Origin of the sequence: Pseudanabaena biceps PCC 7429, from assembly GCF_000332215.1 — a bacterium.
GTDB classification, from domain to species: domain Bacteria; phylum Cyanobacteriota; class Cyanobacteriia; order Pseudanabaenales; family Pseudanabaenaceae; genus Pseudanabaena; species Pseudanabaena biceps.
The window spans coordinates 1-3,935 of record NZ_ALWB01000327.1; the positions used below are offsets into that span (position 1 = coordinate 1).

Genomic DNA, 3,935 nt, shown 5'->3' on the forward strand with positions numbered 1-3,935 from the left:
AGCTTTAGCATTAAGTAGTTCGGCATAATTACAAACAAAAACCAGCCAGCATACCGCCCGCTACGCGGGCGGTATGCTCTTCTAGGTTTTAAGTTTACTTATGCCTAGCTACTTAATTTCATCCGTTTGATCAGGTTGATGAGGACGGTAAGATGCTAATCCATACATACCGCCAAGCAGAAACCATAACAACATACTCAGCCTTGGCTCGTAGAGCACTAAATCTAGCCAGCCTGATAGCAAAAAGAGAATGGCTCCCACTGCCGCAACAAACATCATTCCTTCCGTATTTTTAGCGATCGCCGATTTCAACGATACCCAGATCGTCCAGCCAATAATACCAACAAACCCCAACAGGGCAGGAATACCCGAACCAACAGCGATCGCCAGAAATAAATTATGTTCGTGGGGCAATCCCCGCAAATCAAAATCCATTGCCTTAGCAACTAGGGGAAAGTTGCGCAATCCCCAGCCTTGGATGGGATGTTTCGCAATCAGTGATCCCGCAAATTGCCAAGCATTAAGGCGATCAGCCGTGGATGCATAGTCAACTAATTTGGGATCGATAGTGCTAGATAAGCGATTAACAAAGCCTTCGGGCAATAGCGATCGCACGACTTCCCCACCCAAGCCCAATTTCTGCCCAAATACTCCCCAAGCAATAATGAAAAGAAAAATACCTAATCCTAAAACGAATTTCCATTGGCGATAATAGAGGGCAAGGGCGATCATTCCTATTATTACCAACCCCCATGCATTGCGGGAACCAGTCAAAATTAATACCGCAGTTCCCAAGGCAAGAGCGACAGTGGCGATCGCTCTCTGGCTTTTGGTGATACTTCTCACTTGACCAAGCGCAAAATGAAAAGCGATCGGCAAAATCATTAATAGATAAGCAGCCGTTTCATTGAAATGTCCAAAAAAAGACTGGATACGGCGATCAGCGCTAAACCCCATAGGTATCTTATAGCTATCAAAAATTACTTTCGGGAAGAACCAATCAGGGCGATCAAGAATTGCTTGTAAGATCCCAAAACCACTTACGAGCATAGAGCTAAACACCAATAACCAAAGAAAATGAATAAATTGGGCGGGAGTGCGAATGATAAAGCTAGTAACGGCTGCCAATAAAAAATAGGGCAAAAAGTTGGCTAGTCCTCCTGCGGCCGTGGCAGGATTAAAAGCAATTACCGTCGTAAAAATCATCCATAGCGACAGCCAAAAATAAGCGCGATTTACGGGAGTGGCGATCGCTTGCCAACCATACCGAAATACTACCAGCACAGCCAATAACACCATCGCAAAAGGCATGAAAACGTTGCTAATCACCATAAAAATAGCAACACTTTGCAGCCAGTTCCACTCTAAGCGCAACTCATTATCTTCGGTCAGTTTCCAGAGCATCCATTTCCCTTTCTCGTTAATGAAGGTAAAGGTATGTGCTGCCCACTGTGTGGTCAGCACATACCTTTAAGCTTTTAAGTTTATAGCAATACAAGTTTTGTTACCCAAAATATGAGTGACGGCGCTTCGCTCCGTCACTCATATTTTGGGTAACAAAAAAGGGAGTGCTTTGCACTCCCTTTTTTGTTTAGATTCAAATATCTATTGAGAATTAGTAATCGAAATCGCCGCCAGCACCCATAGCACCGCCACCACCAGCAGCCTTATCTTCAGGCTTGTCAACGACAATACATTCGGTGGTCAAAATCATACCAGCGATCGAAGCTGCATTTTGCAATGCGGAGCGGGTGACCTTAGCAGGATCGACAATACCAGCCGCAAACATATCTTCAAATTCTCCAGACATAGCATTAAAGCCAATATTGAAGTCTTTTTCGCGTACGTTTTCAGCAATTACTGCACCATTAAAACCAGCATTTGCAGCAATACGCTTGACGGGAGAAGACAATGCCTTGGAGACAATAATTGCGCCAGTAAGTTCTTCACCTGTAAGGTTAGCAGTTGCCCAAGTATGAAGTTCGGGAGCAAGGTGAACATAGGTTGTACCACCACCAGGAACGATACCTTCTTCAACTGCTGCTTTCGTTGCATTAATAGCATCTTCTAGACGCAACTTACGATCCTTCATTTCGGTTTCAGTTGCTGCGCCAACCTTAATCACGGCTACGCCACCAGAGAGCTTAGCCAAACGTTCTTGGAGCTTCTCTTTATCGTAGGAAGATTCGGTTTCTTCGATTTGACGGCGAATTTGTTCGACGCGAGTCTTAACTGCAGTTTCATTGCCATCAGCAACAATGGTGGTGCTGTCCTTGGTGATGATGATGCGACGCGCTTTGCCGAGTTGATCGAGCTTCACAGCATCAAGGCGGAGTCCAGCATCTTCAGTGATGACTTGAGCGCCAGTGAGAATTGCCAAGTCTTCGAGCATTGCCTTACGACGATCGCCAAATCCTGGAGCTTTGATAGCAGCAACGTTAAGAACGCCACGGAGACGGTTCACTACGAGAGTTGCCAGAGCTTCTTTTTCGATATCTTCAGCGATGATAATCAAAGGACGACCAGCACGCGCAACTTGTTCGAGAACGGGGACGAGTTCTTGAACGAGGGCAATCTTCTTATCGGTGATTAAGAGCAATGGTTCTTCAAAGGAAGCTTCCATACGCTCAGCATCGGTCACGAAGTAAGGAGAGATATAGCCCTTATCAAAGCGCATACCTTCGGTAACTTCTAACTCGGTAAACATGGATTTACCTTCTTCGAGGGAAATCACACCTTCTTTACCAACCTTGTCCATCGCTTGAGCGATCATCGAACCGACTTCCTCGTCGTTACCAGCAGAGATGGTTCCAACTTGAGCGATCGCTTTAGAATCTTCGATGGGCTTAGCATGGTCTTTGATCTTGCCAACCAAGAAAGCAGTTGCCTTATCGATACCGCGCTTAAGAGCGATCGAGTTAGCCCCAGCCGCTACGTTGCGCAGACCTTCTTTAACGATGGCATGAGCCAATACGGTTGCCGTGGTGGTTCCATCACCAGCTGCGTCATTGGTTTTAGAAGCAGCTTGACGAATCAAAGCTACGCCTGTATTTTCAACGTTATCTTCTAGTTCGATTTCCTTAGCAATGGTTACACCATCGTTAACGATTTGAGGAGAACCAAATTTCTTTTCCAGAACTACGTTACGACCCTTTGGTCCTAGGGTTACGGCTACTGCTTCAGCCAAGATGTCCATACCGCGTTCGAGAGCGCGACGTGCATCTTCGTTGTAAATGATTTTTTTAGACATAATTTTTTTGATTTGTTAATAGGAACGGGTTAGCAAAAAACCTGGTGATTGGTGATTGGTGATTGGGTTTCGATCTCAGTTACCGATTAACCACTACCAATTACCAATTACCAGTGACTATGAAACGATCGCTAAAATATCTTTTTCTGCTAGCAGCACATATTCGTCTGTGCCAAGTTTGATATCAGTACCAGCGTATTTGGAGTAAAGAACTTTGTCTCCAACTTTGACTTCTAGGGCTTGACGTTCGCCTTTATCATCGAGCTTTCCAGGTCCTACTGCGGCGATTTCACCGACTTGGGGCTTTTCCTTTGCGGTCTCAGGTAAGAAAATTCCACCTGCGGTTTTTTCTTCTTTAGCGCTTACTTTGATAAATACGCGATCGGCTAAAGGTTTTACTGTAGTTACGTTTAATGTCGTGGTTGCCATTTGTATTCACTCAGTTGACTAGCATTTTTTGGCTTTGTCTAGAGTGTTTTAGCACTCTAGGTGACTGAGTGCTAATTTAACCGAAATGGTTGCAATGGCTATAGTGTGGTTTACCGAACTGAAAGGCTAAATGTGAACAGAGCTGTCAACAATAACTGTTAATAGCAATTCACGAAAGTGTGATCACACTTTCGTGAATTACAGCGCTTCGCGCTCAAACCCAAACCAAGGAAATTTTTGAAAGCGTTGCGAAGCA

General features: G+C 44.8%; 3 protein-coding genes. All 3 read right to left on the bottom strand.

Annotated elements, in window-relative coordinates:
- Positions 1-108: 108 nt before the first annotated feature.
- The 3 genes from PSE7429_RS21750 to groES all read right to left on the bottom strand — a co-directional run bounded on the left by PSE7429_RS21750 (position 109) and on the right by groES (position 3,679).
- Positions 109-1,464: an O-antigen ligase family protein gene (locus PSE7429_RS21750; protein WP_009629536.1), complete on the bottom strand. Its 1,356-nt coding sequence runs from the start codon at positions 1,462-1,464 to the stop codon at positions 109-111.
- Between the two features lie 151 nt (positions 1,465-1,615).
- Positions 1,616-3,250 carry a chaperonin GroEL gene (gene groL / locus PSE7429_RS21755; RefSeq protein ID WP_009629537.1) on the bottom strand — a complete coding sequence of 545 codons (1,635 nt, stop codon included), beginning with the start codon at positions 3,248-3,250 and terminating at the stop codon, positions 1,616-1,618.
- A gap of 117 nt (positions 3,251-3,367) precedes the next feature.
- Positions 3,368-3,679: a co-chaperone GroES gene (gene groES, locus PSE7429_RS21760; protein ID WP_009629538.1), complete on the bottom strand. Its 312-nt coding sequence runs from the start codon at positions 3,677-3,679 to the stop codon at positions 3,368-3,370.
- Positions 3,680-3,935 lie beyond the last annotated feature (256 nt).

Coding starts and splice junctions, on each gene's coding strand:
- groL (WP_009629537.1), bottom strand. CDS start 3,250: ATGTCTAAAAAAATCATTTACAACGAAGATGCACGTCGCGCTCTCGAA.
- groES (WP_009629538.1), bottom strand. CDS start 3,679: ATGGCAACCACGACATTAAACGTAACTACAGTAAAACCTTTAGCCGAT.